The organism is Luteibacter aegosomatis (assembly GCF_023078455.1).
In the GTDB taxonomy this organism is placed as follows: Bacteria; Pseudomonadota; Gammaproteobacteria; order Xanthomonadales; family Rhodanobacteraceae; genus Luteibacter; species Luteibacter aegosomatis.
The window spans coordinates 1,036,096-1,055,856 of the sequence record NZ_CP095740.1 but is presented as its reverse complement, the minus strand read 5'-3'; the positions used below and the strand labels follow the sequence as shown (position 1 = coordinate 1,055,856).

General features: G+C 67.5%; 18 protein-coding genes. 6 read left to right on the top strand and 12 right to left on the bottom strand.

Annotated elements, in window-relative coordinates; genetic code table 11:
• Nucleotides 1–85 precede the first annotated feature (85 nt).
• On the top strand, nt 86–1,099 hold the full coding sequence (locus L2Y94_RS04690) for an aminoglycoside phosphotransferase family protein (RefSeq protein WP_247373417.1): 1,014 nt from the start codon (nt 86–88) through the stop codon (nt 1,097–1,099).
• Nucleotides 1,096–1,758 carry an N-acetylmuramate alpha-1-phosphate uridylyltransferase MurU gene (murU, locus tag L2Y94_RS04685; RefSeq protein ID WP_247373416.1) on the top strand — a complete coding sequence of 221 codons (663 nt, stop codon included), beginning with the start codon at nt 1,096–1,098 and terminating at the stop codon, nt 1,756–1,758. Before L2Y94_RS04690 ends, murU begins: the two co-directional genes overlap by 4 nt.
• Before the next feature lie 135 nt (nt 1,759–1,893).
• Here the strand turns inward: murU and L2Y94_RS04680 are convergent, their stop codons facing one another.
• The 5 genes from L2Y94_RS04680 to L2Y94_RS04660 all read right to left on the bottom strand — a co-directional run bounded on the left by L2Y94_RS04680 (nt 1,894) and on the right by L2Y94_RS04660 (nt 5,954).
• On the bottom strand, nt 1,894–2,121 hold the full coding sequence (locus L2Y94_RS04680) for a hypothetical protein (protein WP_247373415.1): 228 nt from the start codon (nt 2,119–2,121) through the stop codon (nt 1,894–1,896).
• A 79-nt stretch (nt 2,122–2,200) separates the two neighbouring features.
• Nucleotides 2,201–3,223 (bottom strand): flagellar motor protein MotB, encoded by a 1,023-nt coding sequence (gene motB, locus L2Y94_RS04675; protein WP_247373414.1) that lies wholly within the window; start codon nt 3,221–3,223, stop codon nt 2,201–2,203.
• A gap of 6 nt (nt 3,224–3,229) precedes the next feature.
• Nucleotides 3,230–4,084, bottom strand: coding sequence for a flagellar motor stator protein MotA (gene motA, locus L2Y94_RS04670; RefSeq protein ID WP_205118241.1), 855 nt, complete (start codon nt 4,082–4,084; stop codon nt 3,230–3,232).
• A gap of 81 nt (nt 4,085–4,165) precedes the next feature.
• Nucleotides 4,166–5,413 carry a two-component system sensor histidine kinase NtrB gene (locus L2Y94_RS04665; RefSeq protein WP_247373413.1) on the bottom strand — a complete coding sequence of 416 codons (1,248 nt, stop codon included), beginning with the start codon at nt 5,411–5,413 and terminating at the stop codon, nt 4,166–4,168.
• 268 nt (nt 5,414–5,681) lie between these two features.
• Nucleotides 5,682–5,954, bottom strand: coding sequence for a hypothetical protein (locus L2Y94_RS04660; protein WP_247373412.1), 273 nt, complete (start codon nt 5,952–5,954; stop codon nt 5,682–5,684).
• 207 nt (nt 5,955–6,161) lie between these two features.
• On the opposite strand from L2Y94_RS04660, the gene L2Y94_RS04655 reads away from it, so the two are divergent.
• Nucleotides 6,162–6,401, top strand: a complete 240-nt coding sequence (locus tag L2Y94_RS04655; RefSeq protein ID WP_247373411.1) for a hypothetical protein — start codon at nt 6,162–6,164, stop codon at nt 6,399–6,401.
• 183 nt (nt 6,402–6,584) lie between these two features.
• Here L2Y94_RS04655 and secF read toward each other — a convergent pair whose 3' ends face one another.
• The 4 genes from secF to tgt all read right to left on the bottom strand — a co-directional run bounded on the left by secF (nt 6,585) and on the right by tgt (nt 11,122).
• Entirely contained in the window at nt 6,585–7,550 is a 966-nt protein-coding gene (gene secF, locus L2Y94_RS04650) for a protein translocase subunit SecF (protein ID WP_247373409.1), read from the bottom strand.
• A 13-nt stretch (nt 7,551–7,563) separates the two neighbouring features.
• Nucleotides 7,564–9,438 (bottom strand): protein translocase subunit SecD, encoded by a 1,875-nt coding sequence (gene secD, locus L2Y94_RS04645; RefSeq protein WP_247373407.1) that lies wholly within the window; start codon nt 9,436–9,438, stop codon nt 7,564–7,566.
• 63 nt (nt 9,439–9,501) lie between these two features.
• The gene (gene yajC, locus L2Y94_RS04640; protein ID WP_247373406.1) at nt 9,502–9,849 is read right to left on the bottom strand and encodes a preprotein translocase subunit YajC; all 348 of its coding nucleotides are present in this window, start codon (nt 9,847–9,849) and stop codon (nt 9,502–9,504) included.
• A gap of 142 nt (nt 9,850–9,991) precedes the next feature.
• On the bottom strand, nt 9,992–11,122 hold the full coding sequence (gene tgt, locus L2Y94_RS04635) for a tRNA guanosine(34) transglycosylase Tgt (RefSeq protein ID WP_247373404.1): 1,131 nt from the start codon (nt 11,120–11,122) through the stop codon (nt 9,992–9,994).
• 251 nt (nt 11,123–11,373) lie between these two features.
• On the opposite strand from tgt, the gene fliK reads away from it, so the two are divergent.
• Nucleotides 11,374–12,531: a flagellar hook-length control protein FliK gene (fliK, locus tag L2Y94_RS04630; protein ID WP_247373402.1), complete on the top strand. Its 1,158-nt coding sequence runs from the start codon at nt 11,374–11,376 to the stop codon at nt 12,529–12,531.
• Nucleotides 12,528–12,791, top strand: coding sequence for a flagellar biosynthesis protein (locus tag L2Y94_RS04625; protein WP_247373400.1), 264 nt, complete (start codon nt 12,528–12,530; stop codon nt 12,789–12,791). Before fliK ends, L2Y94_RS04625 begins: the two co-directional genes overlap by 4 nt.
• 109 nt (nt 12,792–12,900) lie before the next feature.
• Here the strand turns inward: L2Y94_RS04625 and murD are convergent, their stop codons facing one another.
• From murD to L2Y94_RS04610, 3 genes are read right to left on the bottom strand one after another with little or no spacing between them, the layout of a single operon-like run.
• Nucleotides 12,901–14,253: a UDP-N-acetylmuramoyl-L-alanine--D-glutamate ligase gene (gene murD / locus L2Y94_RS04620; RefSeq protein WP_247373398.1), complete on the bottom strand. Its 1,353-nt coding sequence runs from the start codon at nt 14,251–14,253 to the stop codon at nt 12,901–12,903.
• Nucleotides 14,240–15,589 (bottom strand): UDP-N-acetyl-alpha-D-muramoyl-L-alanyl-L-glutamate epimerase, encoded by a 1,350-nt coding sequence (gene murL, locus L2Y94_RS04615; RefSeq protein WP_247373396.1) that lies wholly within the window; start codon nt 15,587–15,589, stop codon nt 14,240–14,242. The genes murD and murL overlap by 14 nt, the downstream gene beginning before the upstream one ends.
• Nucleotides 15,586–18,147: a bifunctional aspartate kinase/diaminopimelate decarboxylase gene (locus L2Y94_RS04610; RefSeq protein WP_247375126.1), complete on the bottom strand. Its 2,562-nt coding sequence runs from the start codon at nt 18,145–18,147 to the stop codon at nt 15,586–15,588. Before L2Y94_RS04610 ends, murL begins: the two co-directional genes overlap by 4 nt.
• Before the next feature lie 282 nt (nt 18,148–18,429).
• On the opposite strand from L2Y94_RS04610, the gene L2Y94_RS04605 reads away from it, so the two are divergent.
• Nucleotides 18,430–19,743, top strand: a complete 1,314-nt coding sequence (locus tag L2Y94_RS04605; protein ID WP_247373394.1) for an APC family permease — start codon at nt 18,430–18,432, stop codon at nt 19,741–19,743.
• Nucleotides 19,744–19,761: the final 18 nt, after the last annotated feature.

Genomic DNA, 19,761 nt, shown 5'->3' with positions numbered 1-19,761 from the left:
GTTATTTCCCGATCCTGCGACAGTAGCGGCGCACGATCGTCGCGGCCATGCCCAAAAGTACTAGGGGCTTGCTAAGCTCCCGCCCATGACCGCATCCGACGACCGCTCCGCCGCGCGCCTGGCGTGGGCCCGCCAGGCCACCGCCCTCCCCTCGCTCACCCTCGAACCGGCGTCCGCCGACGCCAGCTTCCGCAGCTATTGGCGCGGCTACGTCGAAGGGCAACCGGTGATCGTCATGGATTCGCCGCCGGCGAAGGAAAACCCCGAGCCGTGGGTGGCGATCGGCCAACGCCTCGCCGAAGCGGGTCTTCACGTACCCAAGGTGATGGTGGCCGACCTGGCGCAAGGCTTCCTGCTGATCGAGGACCTCGGCACCCGCACCTACCTGCCCGAACTGAACGACGCGACCGTCGACGCCCTCTACGGCGACGCGCTCGACGCCCTCCTGCGCATGCAGAAGCACGTGGACACGAGCGGCCTGCCCGCCTTCGACCGCGCGTGGCAGACCATGGAAATGGAAATCATGCCGGAGTGGTTCCTGCGCCGGCATCTCGGTGTCGGCGTGACCTGCGGCGGCTGGGACGCGCTGGAAATCGCGTTCACGCACATCATGAAGGCCATCGCCGAACAGCCGCGCGCCTTCATGCACCGCGATTACCACAGCCGCAACCTGCTCGTCACCGCCGAACGATCGCCGGGCATCATCGATTTCCAGGGCGCGATGTCGGGGCCGATCACCTACGACCTCGCTTCGCTGCTGCGCGATGCCTATGTCGTGTGGGACAACGAACGCGTGGAAGGCTGGGTCGAGGCCTATCGCCTGCGCCTGCTCGATGCGCGACTGCTCGACGAGACCGTCGACACCGACCGCTTCCGCCGCTGGTTCGACCTCACCGGCCTTCAACGGCACATCAAGATCCTCGGCCTGTTCTGCCGGCTGTGTTATCGCGACGGCAAGCCCGGCTACCTCGACGACCTGCCGCGCGTGTTGCGCTACGTACTCGATACCGCGCGTCGCCACGCCGACATCGCGCCGTTGGCCGACTTCATCGAAGCGCAGATCGGCGACCGCGACATCCGCGTGGCGACCGCCGCATGAGGCATGCGCTGATCCTCGCGGCGGGGCGCGGCGAGCGCATGCGTCCGCTTACCGACGCCACGCCCAAGCCCCTGCTGGAGGTGAACGGCAAACCGCTCATCGTGCATCACATCGAGAAGCTCGCCGCGGCGGACGTGCGTTACATCGCCATCAATATCTCGCATCTCGCCGAACAGTTTCCCGAAACGCTCGGTGACGGCTCGCGCTGGGGCGTTCGGCTTCGCTACTCGTACGAGGGCCCGCAACCGCTAGAGACCGGCGGCGGCATGTTGAAGGCGCTGCCCTTGCTGGGGCCCGAGCCGTTCATCGTGGTGAGCGCGGACATCGTGAGCGATATCGATTACGCGGCCTTGCCGCGTGAACCCGAAGGCCTTGCGCACCTGGTGATGGTACCGAATCCGGATTTTCATCCGCAAGGCGATTTCGCGCTGCGCGACGGGCGCCTGCATGAAGACGGCGAGCGTTTGACGTTCGGCAACGTGGGGGTCTATCGGCGCGAACTCGTCTCGGGAGAAGCGCCCGGCGCGTTCAAGCTGGCGCCTTTGTATCGGCGGGCCATCGCGCAAGGGCGATTGAGCGGCGAGCGGTTCGATGGGTTCTGGCGAAACATAGGCACGCCGTCTCAGCTGGAACAATTGCGCCATGAATGGAGCGCCTGATCGCCGATACGATCGGCTCCCACCCCTTCGGTAGCGATGCCTTCGCGTGCTTCTCAACGGCGCGCCCTCCGTCGCCATGCGTTCGCATGCTTGGCTACCGAAGGGGTGGGAGCCGATCGTATCGGCGATTCCAGGTTACTGAAGCGCGTCGGTAGTCAACTCACGCAGCCTTTCGCGCCCCATCGCGAACGCCTCGTTGTACGCACTGGTCACGTCGCCGAACCCGATGCTGCCCTCGCCTGCGTCGATCTCCTCACCGATGTGATCGAGGATGCGATAACTCGGGCGGTAGACCTGCTGGCCGGCGTCGTCGAGCTGCTTCACCGCGCGAGCCACCACCCTGAACTTGCCATGATTTTCCACTACGAGTTTCCTCCCCCATGCCCGTCCGATACTGACCGGGCTGGATGACCGTTTCAAGTGGCGTGGATGGCATCCCGGTTCAACGGGCCGCCGGAGCCGGCATCATGGCGGTCATCGCGGGGTTCGACGGCGCCTGGGACGTTGGCGCGCCAACGCCTTCCACATGGGCGCGATCGGCCGAGCGCATCGTCGGCACGGGCGGGGTCACATCCGACTCGCCGGCCACCTCGGGCGACAACGCGGCCTTGGCGGCCTCGTGCGTCATCACCACGATGCTGATGCGGCGATTGCTTGCCGCGGCGGGGTTCTGCTTGTCGAACGGCACCGAGGCGGCCAGGCCGATCACGCGCGCCACCTTGTCCGGAGCCATGCCGCCATCGACCAGCGTGCGGCGCGCGGCGTTGGCGCGATCGGCGGAAAGTTCCCAGTTGCCGTAGGCGCTGTCCGCGCGCACGTAAGGCGCGTTGTCGGTGTGGCCCGAGATGCTGATGGGGTTGGGCACTTGATTGATGAAGCCGGCCAGCTCATGGAGGATCTGCACGGTGTACGACTTGAGCGCACCGCTGCCGGTATCGAACATGGGCCGGTTCTGCTTGTCGACGATCTGGATGCGCAGGCCTTCGGAGGTGATGTCGAGCAGCAGCTGGTCCTTGTACGGCGCCATCGACGGGCTGCTGGCGATCGCGCTCTGAAGATCTTTCATCAGCTGCTCGAGGCGCCGGCGCTCCTTCTCCTTCGAGAGTTTCTCGACGTCGGCGTCGGTGGGCTGGCCCGGCCGGGCGAAGGCCTGCTGGTCGCCGGGTCCCTTCGGCAGGTCCATCGCGCCGCCGAGCTTGATCATGCTGGAGCTCGCGCCTCCCGGGCCCACCTTGCCCGACGGCGCCATCGTGGACTGGCCCTGGGACATGCTCGGGTTCTTGAAGTATTCCGAGATGGCCGCGCGCTGTTGCTTGGTGCCCGCGCCGACGAGCCACATCACGAGGAAGAACGCCATCATCGCGGTGACGAAGTCGGCATACGCGACCTTCCAGGCGCCGCCATGGTGACCGTGGCCGCCTTTTTTTCGCCGCCGGACGATGATGACCTGCTTGAGTTCGCTCATGGCGTGTTACCGCGCGGCCTTCAGGTGCGCCTCGAGGTCCTGGAAGCTCGGGCGGGCCGCCGACTGCAGGCTCTTGCGTGCGAATTCCACCGACACCATCGGGTTGTAGCCGCGCAGGTTGGCCATGAGCGCCACCTTCACGCATTCGAAAGCCTTGCCGTCGGTATTGACGCGCGCCTCCATCGCCGCCGAGAGCGGACCGATGAAGCCGTACGACAGCAGGATGCCGAGGAACGTGCCCACCAGCGCGCCGGCGATGTGCTCGCCGATGGTGGCCGCGTCGCCGTCGATGGACTTCATGGTGATCACGATGCCGAGCACCGCCGCCACGATGCCGAAGCCCGGGAGCGCATCGGCCATCTTCTGCACGGCGAGGGCCGGCGCCACCGCCTCGTGGTGATGGGTTTCCAGCTCTACCTCGAGCAGCTGCTCGAGCTCGTGCGGATCCATGCTGCCGCCCACGATGAGGCGCAGGCAGTCGGTGATGAAATCGATGAGGTGATGCTCCGCCACCAGGCGCGGGTAGGCCGAGAACAGCGTGCTGTTCGCCGGGTCCTCGATGTGCGCTTCCATGCCGAGCTGACCTTCCTTGCGCATCTTCGTGAAGATGTCGTACAGCAGGGAAAGCAGGTCGACGTAATCCTGCTTGCGATACTTGGGCCCCTTGAGCAGGGCCAGGGCATCGGTCAGGGAGCGCTTCACGATCTCCATGGAATTGGCGCTGATGAACGCACCCAGCGCCGCGCCGAAGATGATGAGCAGTTCATAAGGCTGCCACAACGCGCCGATGGTGCCGTGCGAAAGCACGTAACCGCCCAGCACCGAGACCAGGACGACGATCGAACCGATAATGACCAACATGACGTAACTTCCTTCCAGTCGACTTCCTTATCGGCCGGTTGCCCGCCAAGTTGAGGAAATCCATCGCGTTATTTGGCAAAACTAGTCGAGCGGACCGGCATACCGGGGGAACACCAGGCGCACCTTCGTACCGATGCCGGATTCGCTCTCGATTTCCACCCCGCCGCCCGCCTGCGCCACCATGCCGTACACCTGCGCGAGGCCCAGGCCCGAGCCACCTTCCTTCGTGGTGAAGTACGGCTCGAAAAGGCGGTCGCGCACTTCCTCGGCCATGCCGCCGCCATGGTCGGCAACGGTCACGAACACCTGTGCGGCGGCCTGGTCGTTGCGCACGCTTTCCCGCATTCCGCCCATGGGGCGCTCGCCCACCTCGATCACGATCTCGCCATGGCCCTCCATCGCGTCGCGCGCATTGAGGCAGACGTTCATCAGGGCCTGTTCCAGGTGGTGGCGATCGACCCAGACCGGCAGGTCGCCGGGCTGGCGGAACACTTCGATGCCCACGCGCCCGCTCATGGCGTGCCGGGCAAAGTCCACGAAGTTCGCCACCACCTCGCCCAGGTCCATGGGCTCGGCCCGCTCGGGCTGGCTCCGGGCGAACGCCAGCAGCCGGCGGGTGAGCGCGGTCGCATGGCGCGTCCCTTCGACGGCGTAGTTGAGCATGCGGCGCTGGTGGGGAGTGAGTTCGTCAGCCGCGTCCTGGAGTCCCGACAGGCTGACGATCACCGTCTGCAGCATGTTGTTGAAGTCGTGCGCGATACCGCTGACCAGTTGGCCGATGGCATGTTGTTTCTGCGCCTGGTGCGTGGCGGCCTCGGCCAGCGCGAGGGCCCGGTTGGCCATGTCCAGCTGGCCGGCCAGTCCGTCGACGCGGCGTTCCGCCTCGCGGCGCGCGCCGTGTTCGTCTTCGAGCCTTTCGAGCAGGGTGCCGTAGCGCGTGGACGCGTTCGCGGAACGCGCCACCGATTCGTTCAGGCGCTCCTGCAGCAATTCGTTGATCGACTCGAGCGCGACCTGCAGTTCGACCCGCTCGGTCACGTCGCGACTGATGACGATGAAATGATCCAGGGCGTCCGCGGCGACCACGGGCGCGACCGTCACCTCCCACCAACGGGTGGCGCCCAGGCTCGTCCGTCGCGGGCTGACGAAATCCACCCGTTCCCCGGCAGCCGCCCTTTGGAGCACGCGGGACACCATGTCCCTCGCCTCGTCGGGCCACAGGGCGAGCCAGGGCATGCCGATCAGGCGATCGCCACCCTCGGGCGCCAGCGCGAGGCAACCCATGCCGGCGACGAAGCGGATCACGCCGTCGCGGTCGAGTTCCTTCATGCAATCGGTCGAGGCTTCGACGAATTGCCGGTACCGCCCTTCCCTTTCGCTCATCGGCCGCCCACTGTCGTCATCGCCCCCGAGGGCGTATGACGCGCCGCGACATGGGTAGCTGTCAAGCGACATTTTTCACGCGACGCGCGGCTTGGCCCAAGGGCGGGCCAGAGGCGCCTCCTTCGCCGGATTCACATCGGTGTTTCCCGTATGCGGCGGCGGTTCCACCCCGTCGCCATGTCGGCAGCCGGGCGCCTTCGCCACCACTTCGCCGTCATTCGTCGGCGGCGCGGTCGTCGTCGAAACCCGTCTCACCCTCGGCAAACGCGGGGGTACCGTCTTCTTCGACGCCCACCACCAGCCCAAGGGCCTTTTCGGCTGCCGCCGCCGCATCTTCCTCGCTGCGGAAGCTTCGGTTCTCGTACACGGCGAAGTAGCTCGGGAAGCTGCCGTCGTCCGGATGCGAAGCCACCAGGGCCGTGTAGCGGGAGCCTTCACGTGTCGCGCCGCTGCGGAGTGTGAAACCGGGGAAAGATCTTTCAGCCATCAAAAGCGCCCTTCGAAAGAAAAAAACGAGCCAGGTCTTGAACTTGGAAAGTGCTTTGCACGGAAGCCCTTATTACGTCAAGGAATTCGTTCAGCATTTGGGCACTTGCCCAGCAGGTTCTTGTAGGGTATTTCGTACACCAAGCGACATCACGCCATATTCACGGTGTCGCGACATAGGGCAGAAAACAGGGGCAAAGAACACACCATGAACGTCGCCACCACCGAGTCGCCATCCAGGCGCCTGGCGTGGGCCGTGGCCACCGTGCTCGCCGTTGCGGGCATCGTCGGCCTCGCCCTCGCGCCGCGTGTGGCCGCCGCCATCCCGCGCACCGCCATCCAGATAGCTTACGCTTGGCTGTGCGCGTCTTTCGTGGGCTCCGCCTACGTCGTGGTCACCTTGGCCAACGACGCAGAGGGCGCCACCGAGGACGGCGACGACTACTGATCCTCACGGACGGGGTGTGACACCAGAAGAAACCCGCTTCGGCGGGTTTCTTTTTACCGGATGATTGTACGGGTTGGCCCGAGGGCCTGCGCAGGTGGCCTTCGCTTGCTCGAGCCGCGACAGCGCCCGATCGGCGCGACTCGCCTCATACGAAAAACCCGCCTCTCGGCGGGTTTTCGCGACTTACGGACGCCGTGCCAGCTCGGGATCTTCCTTCGTCCGAGGCATCAGATCCTGCTTGGACACGCCCAGCCACAGGAGGATCGGGCTGGCGACGAAGATCGAGGACAACGTACCGACCAGGATGCCGATGAGCATCGTGATGGCGAAGTTGTGCACCACCGGGCCGCCGATGAAGTAGAGCGCGGCCATCGTGATGCCCGTGAACAGCGAGGTGATGATGGTTCGCGACAGCGTGCTGTTGATCGAGCGGTTGAGCACTTCCTCCGGCGTGGCGTTGCGGCTGGAACGGAACAGTTCGCGCACGCGGTCGAACACCACCACCTTGTCGTTGATCGAGTAGCCGACCACCGCCAGCACCGAGGCGAGCACGGTGAGGTCGAACTCGCGCTGGGTGAGCGCGAAAATACCCAGGGTGACGAGCACGTCGTGGATTTCGGTGAGCAGCGCGGCGATGGCGAAGCGCTTCTCGAAGCGGATCCACAGGTAGCCCATGATGCCGACGATGACGAAGATCACCGCGACGATGCCGTCGCTGCGCAGCTCCTCGCCCACCTGCGGGCCGACGAAGGAGTAGCTCTTCATGGACGCATCGGGACGAACGGCCTGGATCGCCTTGACGACGTCCTTGGCCACGCGCGAGGCGGCCTCGTCGCCGGTGGCCGCGCCACCGTTCTTCGCGTCGTCCTTCGGCAGCAGGCGCACGGCCACCTCGCGGCTACCGCCCACGGCCTGCACCAGCGGGTTTTCGACGCCGCTCTTTTCCAGGGCGTCGCGCACGTCGTTGGTATCGACCGGATTCTGGAAGGCCACCGAGACGGACACGCCGCCGAGGAAGTCCTGGCCGTAATTGAAGCCCTTGGCCCCGATCAGTGCCACCGAAGCGACGATCAGCAGCGCGGCGAGGCCGATGCTGAAGCGACGCAGGCCGAGGAAGTTGAAATTGGCGTTGTGGTTGAAGATTTCCATGGCGTCCCTCCCGTCAGACCGACAGGGTCTTGAGCTTGCGGCCGCCGTGGATCAGCGCCGTGATGGCATGGGTCACCGTCACCGACGTGAACATCGAGGTGAGGATACCGATGAAAAGCGTGACGCCGAAGCCCTTGATCGGGCCCGAGCCCATGGTCATGAGCCCGAGCGCCGCGAGCAGGTGGGTGACGTTGGCGTCGAGAATGGTGGCCCAGGCCTTGTCGTAACCGGTGCGGATCGACGCCAGGGGCGACGAGCCGTTGCGCAGTTCTTCACGGATGCGTTCGCAGATGAGCACGTTGGCGTCGATAGCCATGCCCAGCGTAAGCACGATACCCGCGATGCCCGGCATGGTCAGCGTGACGTGGATCATCGACATCACGGCCACGAGCAGCACGAGGTTGAAGAACAGCGCGATGTCGGCCACGAGGCCGAAGAGCTTGTAGTAGATGGCCGCGGCCACGAGCACGAGGCCCAGGCCGAGCATCACCGCCTTGAAACCCTTGTCGATGTTGTCGGCGCCGAGGCTGGGACCGATGACGCTTTCGCCGACGATGTCGATGGGCACCGCGAACGAACCGCCGCGAAGCAGCAGGGCGAGCTCGGAGGCCTCGGCATCGGACGGCAGGCCGTTGGTCTGGAACTTCTTGCCGAACGGACTGCTGATGTTGGCGTAGTTGATCACTTCCTCGACGATCTTCGGCGTCTTCACTTCCTTGCCGTCGACCATCTTGGTTTCGGTGGTGCGCGTGGTGTAGAGCACCGCCATCGGCTTGCCGACGTTGTTGTTGGTGAATTCCTGCATCTTGCGCGCGCCGGAGCTGTTGAGCGTGACGCTCACCATCGGCGTGCCGTTCTGCGGATCGCGGCCGGACTGCGCGTCGACCAGTTCGTCGCCGGTGGCGATCACCGACTTGCTGAGCAGGTACGGGCGACCGTCACGACCGAAGTAGAGCTTGGCGTCCGGCGGCACGTTCTTCGTGCGCGCGGCGTCCAGCGCCTGCTGCGGCGTGTAGAGGCCGGCACGGTACTGCAGCGACGCCACGGCACCGATGATCTTCTTGGCCTCGGCGGTGTCCTGCACGCCGGCCAGTTCGACCACGATCTGGCTGGTGCCCTGCTGCTGGATGAGCGGCTCGGACACGCCCAGCGCGTTCACGCGCTGACGGAGGGTGGTGAGGTTCTGCGTGATCATGCCCTGCGAGACTTCGCGCAGCTTCGCCGGCTTGATGGTGGCGTTGAGCACGAAACGATTGCCGCTGGACGGACCGTCGGCGATCTGCAGTTCGGGATAGTCCGCGCCGATGAGCGACGCCGCCTGCTGGCGGTCGGCGTCGGTGCGCAGCACCACGTTGACGCCCTGGCCGCGTGCGTTGCGGTTGACCGAATCGTAGTTGACCTTCTTCTCGCGCAACATCGAACGGATGTCGTCGGTGTAGCGGTTTTCCTGCGTGTCGATGACGGCGTTCTGGTCGACTTCCATCAGGAAGTGCACGCCGCCCTGCAGGTCGAGGCCGAGCGGCATCGAGTTGGCGCCGAGCGACTGCAGCCAGGCCGGCACGGTCGAGGCCTGGTTCAGCGCCACCGTGTAGTTGTCGCCCAGGCCGACGCGCAGCGCGTCGGACGCCTTGGACTGTGCGTCGGCGTTGCCGAAGCGGGCCAGCAGGCGGCCGGCCTTGTCGTCGATCTGGATCGACGAGGCGGGCACCTTGGCCGTGGCGAGCAGGCCTTCGACCTTGCCCTTCAGCGCGGCGTCGATCGTGGTGCCGCGATTGCCCGATATCTGCACCGCGGGCTGCGGCGGGAAGACGTTCGGCAGGGCGTAGACGATGCCGAACAGCAGCACGATCACGACAAGCGCGTATTTCCAGCGTGGAAAATCACTCATGTGTATGGCATTCCGTGGGAGCGGCCGTGCGACGGCCGCGGCAGACGCGGTTGTAGGAGGTGCTTACGACTTCTTCAGGCTGCCCTTGGGCAGCACCTGGGTGATCGCGCCCTTCTGCACCTGCACGACGGTGCCCGGGGCGATCTCGACGCGCACGAACGACTCGCCCACGTCTTCGATGCGGCCGGCTAGGCCACCGCTCATCACCACCTCGTCGCCCTTGGCCAGCGCCGAGAGCAGCGCGCGGTGCTCCTTCTGACGCTTCATCTGCGGACGGATCATCATGAAATAGAAGATGCCGAACAGCACCGCCATCATGATCAGGGGCGACAGGCCGAGGGCACCGCCCTGGGCGCCACCGGCGGCGGGGGCGGCTTGCAGCGCAAGGGTGGCAATCGTCGTGAGGCTCATCAGATTTCTCGCAAGTCATGGAACGACCAAGAAAAAAAGGCCGTTCACGGAAAAAGATCGTGGATTATGCCACGCACCCCGGCGGTTATGAACCGCGTCCCACCAGGGCTTTGGGGGCGATCGCGAACGCCCGCAAGGCCCGTCAGCCGTCGACGGTGCCCCTGGCGCGCGCTTCGTAGAAGCCTGCGACGAAGTCGTCCAGCGTGCCCGTTTCGATGGCCCCGCGCAGCCCGGCCATCAGGCGCTGGTAGTGGCGCAGGTTGTGCATCGTGGCGAGCTGGCTGCCCAGGATCTCGTTGCAGCGGTCGAGGTGGCGCAGATAGGCGCGGGAGAACCCGTTGGCACAGGCGTAGCAGTCGCAACCTTCTTCGATCACGCGCGTATCGGTGGCGAACTTCGCGTTACGTATGCGCAACGTGCCCTTGTCGGTGAACAGGAAACCGTTGCGCGCGTTGCGCGTGGGCATCACGCAGTCGAACATATCGATACCGCGGCGCACCGCCTCGACGATGTCCTCGGGACGGCCCACCCCCATGAGATAGCGGGGCCGGTCGGCCGGCAGCATGGGCAGGGTGACGTCGAGGGTATGGTTGCGCTCGGCCTCCGGCTCACCGACCGCCAGGCCTCCCACCGCGTAGCCGTCGAAGCCGATTTCCACCAGGCGCTCGGCCGAACGGTGGCGAAGCGCCTCGAACGTGCTGCCCTGGACGATGCCGAACAACGCGTTGGGGTTTTTCAGGTCGTCGAACGCCTGGCGCGAGCGTTCGGCCCAGCGCAGGCTGAGTTCCATGGACTCGGAGGCGACCTTTTCCGTGGCCGGGTACGGCGTGCACTCGTCGAAGATCATCGCGATGTCCGAATCGAGCACTTTCTGGATCCGCATCGATTCCTCGGGCGAGAGGAACACCTTCGAGCCGTCCACGGGCGAGGCGAACGTGACGCCTTCCTCGGTGATCTTGCGCTTGTGCGCCAGCGAGAACACCTGGAAACCGCCCGAGTCGGTGAGGATGGGTTTGTTCCAGCCGATGAATTTGTGCAGGCCGCCGAACTCGCCCACGATCTCCAGCCCCGGCCGCAGGAAAAGGTGGAAGGTGTTGCCGAGGATGATCTCCGCGCCGATGTCGAGCACGTCGCGCGGGGTCATGGCCTTGACGGAGCCGTAGGTGCCCACGGGCATGAAGGCGGGGGTTTCCACGGTGCCGCGGCCGAAGCGGAGACGGCCGCGCCGGGCCGCGCCATCGGTGGCGAGGAGGTCGAAGGGAAGCTGGGTCATGGGCGCTATTCTAGCGGAGTGAGTCGGCCCTTCGGGCCTGTGGGGCGAGTGAGTCGGCCGCCGCGCAGCCCGTGAACCGCGAACGGTGAATCGACGAGCGGCAGCGCGCGGTTCACAGCGGCCCGTGGCCGCGGCTCACAGGCCCGAAGGGCCGACTCACCCACCTAAAGTTCCTGCGGTCCCAGCCGATCCTCTATGCCACAGGCGCGAAACCATGTGGGTTTCGCCCAGGCCCTTGGAGGACCTGTCCCTTGAACATCCTGCCGACCAGTTTCGCTGCCCAGCTATGGGCCGGCGCGGCCGCGGGCACCACGGCCGCCGTCGACGCGTGGCGCGTGGGCACGCTGCTGTCGGCACGGGTGATGGGGCAGACCGAGGTCGGCAAGCTGCTGCTGGACATCGGCGGCCTCGCCGTCGAGGCCGACGCGACGGGGTCCCAGCTGCCGCAGCAGTTCCAGGTACGCGTGCTCACCCAGGGTACGCAGCCCCAGCTCGAGGTGCTGGCCGGACCCGTCGACGAGCAGGTGGCCATGCAGGGCCTGCGCGAGCGGCTGCCCCAGCAGAACGGCTACGCCTCCCTGCTCGGCACCCTGGCCGCACTGGCCCGCCGGCCCATGGCCCGCGCCCTGCCCGCGCCGTTGCGCGCGGCACTGGCCACGCTGGAAGCCACGATCAACAAACCCGACGACGTCGCGTCGCCCATGGGCATGAAGGAAGCCATCGCCAAGAGCGGCAGCTTCCTGGAGGCGAACCTCGCCCAGGCGGACGAACCCACGCCCGCCGCGGACGATTTCAAGGCCGCCCTGCTCTTCCTTCGCCGCGCCCTCGCCGACGTGCCGCCGTCCCGCCCCGGTGGCGTGCCGGACCGGCCGGCCACCGATACGCCGCCGCCCCTGGCGCAGCGCGCGCTCGTGGCGCAGCCGCGTGCCGTCGAGCTGCCGCTCGCCGACGAGGACGTCGAATCGCTGGTGAACCAGTTGCGCACGGACGTGCGCGCGGCGGTCGCCCGCGTGGAGATCGGCCAGCTCGAGTCCCAGCCGCAACCCGGCCTGTGGATGGTGGAGATTCCGCTGGCCGGCGTTCGCGGCGGCTACGACGTGCTCCAGTTGCGCATCGAGGAAGGCAAGCCCGCGGCCGGCGAATCCGAAGGCGGCTGGACGGTGGGTTTCGCCATCGACCCGCCGACGCTCGGTGCCGTGCAGGGCGAGATCCATCTCCGCGTGCCTCGCGTGTCGGTACGTCTTTGGGCGCAGCACATGGAGACGGTGTCGCGCCTGGAAACCTCGTTCGTGTCGTTGCGCCGCCAGCTCGAAAAGAGCGGGCTGCAGCTCGACCAGTTCTCGTGCACCCACGGCATGCCGGTTTCCTCCGGCGCCTATAGCGCCGTGTTGCTCGAGGCGCGCGCATGACGCAATCGCTTCCTTCGCCACGTCGCAGCGTCACGTTGCGCCTGGCTTCGCCGACCGGCAACGGGGCCACGCAGCGCATCGACGCCGCGGGCGTGGCGTCGATGCTCGAGCGGGCGCGCGCGCTCGGCCTGGCGCCGCACCTGGATCCGCAGATCGCCACCTTGCTCGCTGCGGTGCGTCTGCGCGACGACGTGCCGCCTGAGCTTTATGCCGCCTTGGCGGCCGTCGTCGGCACCTTGCTGGCCGCGGCGAACGACTGACTCCGTCAGCCTCTCCATCGCGGACAGGGTCCGCTCCCACCCTCCGGTAGGAAGGTCGCTACCGAAGGGTGGGAGCGGCCCCTGTCCGCGATGGGATAGGCGATACGGATCAGGCGATACCGAGACCCTGAATCGAAGCGGCCCCGGCCTCGAACCCCGCCAGCTCCGCAAACCGCTTCCCGCGCTCCGCGTAATCCTTGAACTGGTCGAAACTCGGCGCCCCGGGCGAGAGCAGCACCACGCCCTCGCCGTCCAGCGCATGACGTGCCGCGCCGACGGCGGCCGCCAGATCCAGCGCGCGACGGACGTTCGCGACACCCGCGGCTTCCAGCGCATCGGCGATGCGCGGCCCGCTCTTCCCCTGGCACACGATCGCCACCGGCGCATGCGCGCGCATGGCGTCGACGAACGGCGTCCAGTCCAGCCCGCGATCGTGTCCGCCGACGATCAACGCCACGCGCCGGCCACCCACGCTTTCCAGCGCGGCGAGGCTCGCCAGCGGCGTGGTGCTGATCGAGTCGTTGATCCAGTGCAGGCCGTCGCGTTCGCCCAGCGGTTGCAGGCGATGCGGCAGCGGCACGAAGGTGGCGACGGCAGGCGCGGCGCGGCGCGCGTCGAATCCCATGAGTTCCAGCGCGGCCAGCGCCGCGCAGGCGTTGACCGCGTTGTGCAGGCCCGGCGCGGACACCGCCGAGGCGTGCACCACGTTGTCGTTACCACGGCGGATCCAGCCGTCGGCCACATGCCATCCCGCGGTATCGCCGAAGGTGTTCAGGCCGGGATGGCCGGCGGCCCGCTCCCGCAATACCGGCTGCGCCGCGTTGATGAGCACGCGTGCGGACGCCGCCAACAGCTTGAGCTTGTCGTCGACGTAGCGCTCGCGCGATCCATGCCAGTCGAGGTGTTCTTCGTAGAGACTGGTGACGACGCCGAGATCGACGCCCGACGCCTCCGCGGTCTGGAAGCTCGACAGCTCGATCACCCACAGGTCCGCCGTTTCACCGTCGAGTTCGAGCATCGGCAGGCCGATATTGCCCGCCAGGGCGGTGCGCACGCCGAGCGAACGCGCCAGGTGCGCCAGCAGCGCGGACGTGGTGCTCTTGCCCTTGGTGCCGGTGACGGCGACGGTGCGCGCGTCGGCATGCGACGCGAACCACAACGCCGTGCCCGAGGTGAAACGCGTGCCGCGCGATTGCGCGCCCAGCAACTCCGGCTTGTAGGCCGAAATACCGGGCGACTTGATCACGACGTCGTAGCCGGACAACGTCGCTTCATCGGGCGCATCGACATGCACGCGTACCGAAGGAAACGCCGCGCGCGCCACGTCCGCCTCGTCGGGGGCGCAATGCAGGTCGACCGGCTGCCCGGGAAGATGCCGCGCCAGCGCGTTCAGCGCGGCACGGCCCTCGCGACCGAACCCCCAGACGGCGACGCGCCGCCCCGCGAGGTCAGCCCAGCGCATCCAGCGCTCCGCGCAGGCGTTCGGGCACCAGGTGCGAGGCCCCCGGCTTCAGCCAGGGCTCGAGCGCGAGGTCGGAACGATCCAATTGCGGCAGGATCTCGCTGCGGAAACGCGCGACCAGGGCGTCTTCGCGCCATTCGGGCCGTTCCGCCAGTGCCGCCATGGCCGCGCGCGCCTCCGCGCCTTCGCCCACGCATTCGAAGGGCTTGTGGTCCTTGTACTCGAGCAACGCGTCGAACGCGCCGGCGAGCGAATCGTCGTCGAGCAGGTTGCGGCCGAAGATCGACAGCAGGCGAGGCTTGGCCATGAACGGCGCCAGCGCCAGGAACACGAAATGGCACTTCGGGCACTGCCCGCACCAGCGATCGGCCGGCTTGGGGCCGAGGATCTTGAAATTGCGGTTGCAGCTGGAGAACACGTCGAAGTAGTTGCCGCCCAGCCGCGCGAAGGCGCTGGTCACCGCCAGCTCCGACCATGGCCGCAGCAGCGAGCAGTAGTCGAGGTCGGCGGCGACGTGCGAATGCAGGTAGTCGTGGAAGGTCTTCTCGAAACCGAAGCCCTTGCTCCACTGGTGGTTCACTTCCTGGCCGTCGTATTCCAGCGTGGCCACCGACGCGGAACGCTCGTTGGCGAACACGATGGAGTCGTAGCCGTAAAGGATGGCGGCCAGCGTGAGGATCGCCGAATTGATCGCGGTGACCGGGATGTGGCCGTTCCACGCGCCCAGCCGATTGAGTTCGAACAGGCCCGGCGCGAGCTCGCGCGAGATGTTGAGCGTGGGCAGGCCCGTGCGCGCCGCGCAACCGGCGATCAGCGGCGAATTGCCCACCCACACGGCCGTGGCGTCGGCACCGATGGACTTGACCGCTTCCACCGCCACCACCGAATCCTTGCCGCCCCCGATGGGCAGCAGCGAACGCTTCGGCAGGCCCACCGCGGGCGCCGGCGCGCTGGCTTTTCCCTCGAACGGGAAACGGATGCGCCCGCGCAGGTCGAGCTTGTTGCGATAGGCGAACTCGGCCAGGCCATGCAGGTAGAGCGCATCGGCAAGCGATGCGCTGTCCTCGTCGAGGGGTTCGCCCTCGACGACGATCGTGTCGGGAATGCCCGCCTTGTAGTAACTCACGCCGGCGACGAGGTGCAGCAGGCGCAGGGCCGCGGCGAACGCGGCCTCACGCCCGGCAGGCACCGTCGGGGCACCGGGAAAGGTCACCCGCTCGACGAGTTCGGCACCGTCGTCGAAGGCGTAGGCCAGTTCGGCCACGCCCTCCGCGTAGGTGTGGCGAACGAAGCGGAAGCGCTGGCTGCCGCGGGGATCGATGAACACGGATGTCACGGGAGCAGCACCTCGTCGGCCTCGTCACGCAGGTTGTAGCGGGACGCCATGACGGCGCCATAGGCACCACCCTGCGCGACCAGGATGACGTCGTCCTCGCGCGATTCGGGCAGACGGCGGTCCGAACCGAGGATATCGCCGGATTCGCAGATCGGGCCCACCACCTGGTACATCGTGGTGGCGGGTTCGCCGAAGCGCGAAAGATTGGCGATTTCGTGCCAGGCATCGTACAGCGCGGGGCGGATCAGGCTGTTCATGCCCGTATCCAGCCCGAGGTAACGCACGTTGGCGCCCTTCTCCTTCTCCTGGGTAACCTTCGCCAGCAGCACGCCGGCGTCGGCCACGAGGAAGCGGCCGGGCTCCATCCATACCTGGAACTGCGGATAGGCCTGGCGTACGGAGGTCAGCACGCGATCGAGGGCCACCATGTCGAGCGGCGCCTCGCCCGGATGCGACGGCACGCCCAGCCCGCCACCGATGTTCAGCACGGTAATGGTGCCGATGCGCTCGGCGAGCGCGGCGAGCTGCGAATACACCTCGCCCCAGTGCGCCGCGTCGAGGATGCCCGAGCCCAGGTGCGCATGCAGGCCGATCACGCGCGCGCCGGCCTCGTCGGCCCGGCGCAGGAAACGGTCGATGTGCTCGATGGGCACGCCGAACTTGCTGCCGACGCCGCCGGTCTTCACCTTGTCGTGGTGGCCTAGGCCGCGGCCGAGGTCCACGCGCAACACGATGTCGCGGCCGGCGAACATGTCGCCCCAGTGTTCGATGGGATGCAGCGCGTCGATGGTGATGGTGGCGCGCGTTTCCAGCGCCGCGGCGAAATCACGACGCGAGGCGAAGTTCGGCGTGAACAGCAGCGGCGTGCTCTCCGGCACCACCGCCGATACCGCGGCCAGTTCACCGGGCGACACGCACTCGAACGCGAAGCCTTCCTCGGCCAGCACCTTCAGGATGCCGGGATGGGTATTGGCCTTCACCGCGTAATGCGCGCGGTCGATCGCCTTGAGCGACTTCACCCGGCGCGCCTGCGCGCGCACGGTGGGCAGGTGGTAGACGTAGCGCGGCGTACGCTGCCGCGCGAGCTCGAGCAGGCGCGGACGTTCCGCCTGCCACCACGCCGCCGCGGGCAACGCGTGTTCGCCCGTGCCGTAGAGCGATTGCCAGCTCGGACCGAACACCATGCTGTCGTCGGTGCGCAGCGCACCGGCACCGATGAGCAACTCGTGCAGGCGGGGCAGCATGTCGTCCACCACGTCTTCGTCCACCACGAAGGTGATGTTGAGGTTGTTGGACGACTGCGAGATCAGGTGCACGCGCAGCTGGCCGAATTCGGCGAGCACGCCGGAGAGCTTGTGCAGCATCGAACGCATGCCGCGCCCCACCAGCGTGATGGCCGCGCACGGCGCGATCACCTTCACCCGGCACACGCGCGCCAGGTCGGCGGCGAGCGCGGCGATGGCGTCGGAATCGAGCAGGTTCTCGGTGGGATCGAGCGACACGGTGACGTTGGTCTCGGCCGAACCGATCAGGTCGACCGACAGGCCGTGGCGCTTGAAGGCGTCGAACACGTCGGCGAGGAAACCGACCTGCTGCCACATGCCCACCGACTCCATCGACACCAGGGTGATGCCCTTGCGCGCGCTGATCGCCTTGATGCTCGGCGCATGCTCGCGCACCTCGGGTCCGATCACGGTGCCTTCGAGTTCGGGACGGTTGGTGTCCTTCACCAGCAGGGGCACGCGCGGCTCGCGCAACGGCGAGAGGCAGCGCGGATGCAGCACCTTGGCGCCCGTGGAGGCGATTTCCTGGGCTTCTTCGTAATCCAGGCGCTGGAGCAGGCGCGCCCCGGCCACTTGCCGCGGATTGGCGCTGAACATGCCGGCCACGTCGGTCCAGATCTCCACGCGCGCGGCGCCGAGCAGCGCGCCGAAGTACGCGGCGGAGGTATCCGAACCGCCACGGCCGAGCAGCACCGTGCGCCCGGCATCGTCGCGGGCGATGAAGCCCTGGGTGATGAAGACCTCGCCCCGCTGCGCGAGCGCCGCCGACAGCGCGGCGTCGTGGTGCGGCTCGACCATCGCCGAGAGCAGGCGCGTGCGCTCGTTCTGGTTGGGCAGCGCCACCGAATGCAGGCACTCGCGCGCGTCCACCCAGGTGGTGGGCAAACCGCCGGCGCTGAGGAACGCGGCGCCGAGCGCGCTCGACATCAGCTCGCCGTGCGCCTGCACCGCGGCCTGCCAGGCCAGCTCGCCCAGTTCGGCGGCACCGTCGGCGGCCAGCCGGGCCAGGTCGGCCAGGCGCGCGCCGAGCGTTTCCGGCATCGCCAGCGACATCTCGGCGAGCAGGGCATGGTGGCGATCGGCCAGTGCGGAGGCCGCGTCCGAGCGGCGTTTGGAGTCGGCGTGGGTGCAAAGCTGTTTCAGCCCATCGGTAATACCCGACAGGGCCGAGACCACGATCAGCACGCGGGCGCCTTCGGCGCGGCGGCTGGCGGCCAGCTCAAGGATGTTGCGCCAGCGTGCGGCGGTGGCCACGGAGGTGCCGCCGAACTTCATGACGATCCAGGGCGCGTTGACGGGCAACGGCGCGTTTGCGTTCTCGCTCACGGGACTCTTTCTGGGTGGTGGGGAAAAATTCCCGAAAGTGTTGCGCTGCAACGATAAAAACGCAAACCCGGGGCGCCGCGCTTCGCGGGGATCGCGGACAGGGTCCGCTCCCACCCTCCGGCAGGAAGGTCCGCCACCGAAGGGTGGGAGCGGACCCTGTCCGCGATGGACCTTTTACAAACGCGGCATCCCAAGCCATCCTCGCCACCTTCGATCCCAAAAGACGCTCCGATGGACAACCCCGGCTACGCCCGCCGCCTCACCCTCATGGATGCCGCGCTCATCGTCGTGGGCGGCATCATCGGCGGCGGCATCTTCCTCAATCCCGGCATCGCCGCGCAGCGCACCGAATCGGGCCTGGTGCTGCTCGGGCTCTGGGTGGGCGCCGGCCTGCTCACGCTGGTGGGTTGCCTGTGCTATGCCGAACTGGGCGCGCGACGGCCCGAGGCGGGCGGCAGCTACGTGTACCTGCGCGAGGCGTTCGGACGGCTCGCCGGCTTCCTCTTCGGCTGGACCATGCTGCTGGTGATCTACAGCGGCAGCAGCGCCGCCGTGGCGACGATCTTCGGCAGCTACGCCACCTCGGTGTTCGGGCTGTCGCCCGGGCTGGTCAAGCCGCTGGCCGTCGGCGCCCTGGTGTTCGTCACCGGCATCAACCTGTTCGGCATCCGCCTCGGCGCGCAGGTGCAGAACGTGTTCGCCATCCTCAAGCTCGCCGCCATCGCCGTACTGGTGGTCACGGGCCTGGCCTTCGCCGGCGCGGGCACCACGCAGGCCCTGGCCGCCTCGCCGACCCCGCCGACGGGCAACCTCGCCGGCGCCCTGCTGCCGGTGCTGTTCGCGTTCTCGGGCTTCAGCTACCTCAACAACCTCGCCGGCGAAGTGCGCGATCCGCAACGCACGCTTCCCCGCGCGCTCGTGCTGGGCATGCTGGTCGTGATCGCGGCCTACGTGCTCACCAACTACGCCTACCTCGCCGTGCTCGGCCACGACGGCCTCGCCGCGAGCCAGGCCCCGGCCGCCGACGTCATGAGCCGCGTCTTCGGCGCGACCGGCGCGAAGATCATCGCGATCGGCATCGCCATCTCGACGCTCGGCTTCTGCAACATCACCCTCGTGGCCGGTGCGCGCGTGCTTCAGGTGATGGGCGAGGACGGCCTGTTCTTCGCCAGCGTGGCGCGCCTGCATCCGCGGCACCGCACACCCAACGTGGCACTGGCATCGCTGTCGGCCTGGGCCGTCGTGCTGGTGCTGGCCGCCAATTACGGCCAATTGCTGGACTTCGCCACGTTCGGCGACTGGAGCGCATACGCCGTCACCATCGCCACCCTGTTCTGGTATCGGCGGCGTACCGCCGAGCGGCCGAGCTTCGTCACCCCGGCCTACCCCTTGCTGCCGCTGGTCTTCCTTGCCACCGTCGTGGCCGTGGTCGTGGCCTACGCGTGGTCCAAGCCGCTGAGCGCGGCCGTGGTCGGCGCGGTCGTCGTCGCCGGGCTCCCCGTGTACGCCGTGTGGCGGCGCCTGTTCAGTAAAGTCGCTCGCTGAACACGGGCACCGATGCCA